The organism is Cryobacterium sp. MLB-32 (assembly GCF_000738085.1).
Classification (GTDB): Bacteria; Actinomycetota; Actinomycetes; order Actinomycetales; family Microbacteriaceae; genus Cryobacterium.
Window position 1 is genome coordinate 1 of record NZ_JPRS01000480.1, and the last position, 838, is coordinate 838.

Genomic DNA, 838 nt, shown 5'->3' on the forward strand with positions numbered 1-838 from the left:
ACAATAATCCCACTTTCAGGCTTTGGAAACTACCCCCCAAAGTAGAAAAAATAAATGTTAAGTCGCGACAAAATTTCCTGATTCTGAGCTGTTTAAGTGGTTTCGTATCGCGCATTAAATGATCGGGCGAATTTTACTGCCGACCACCGACACTCCCGGAGCAGTATTTTCGCTCCCTAAATAGATACATGCGCATCAACCCGTCCAAATTTCGCGCACGGATCGCTTTAGCGGAGATTTGCGCCACACTGGGGGCATGGCACGGTCTGAGATCCTGATGAAGAACGCCCCGGCGCGGGTGAAGGTGTTTCAGGAGCTATTCGCCGCTCCCGCCCGCATCCTCGTGCTCCGCGCGCTGCTGCCTCAGCCTCTCAATTACGGTGAGCTCTTTGACGCTCTCGATAACGTCATGAGCCGCCCGGCCATTCACGGCGCATTGATCGAACTGCGCGCCCTGGGATACATCGAAGACGATGCCCCCGAAGGCGTCATCCGCCGCCCGTCCACCACCAGGCTCACCGCGCGCCGCGACCGCATCACCCACGACTTCGGCCAAGCACTCGAATTCGTTCTGGGCTGAACCACAGTGCTCGTACGCCGCCTTGCCGGCGGCAAAGACAACAGATCTTCCAGGTTGGTATCTACTGGGTCTTAATGCAGTTCAGTGGTGTCAGCAACTTTGCAGGACCAGTCGCAGGCGAGACTTTAATGACTGACCTCCGACACGCCGGTGGGATGTCGTTTCCTTAAACGAAATCGTGCGCTTTACTGGTCTCATGGCAAGGATAAATCGGGGACGACCCAGCAAGGGTGATCGTGACGCGTTCATGACCAAGCC

Annotated in this window: 1 protein-coding gene; it reads left to right on the plus strand. The window is 55.7% G+C overall.

Translation table 11 applies throughout. The features are described from left to right. The first annotated feature begins 256 nt into the window (after positions 1–256). The gene (locus JF66_RS19505) at positions 257–580 is read left to right on the plus strand and encodes a hypothetical protein (protein WP_035880546.1); all 324 of its coding nucleotides are present in this window, start codon (positions 257–259) and stop codon (positions 578–580) included. Positions 581–838: the final 258 nt, after the last annotated feature.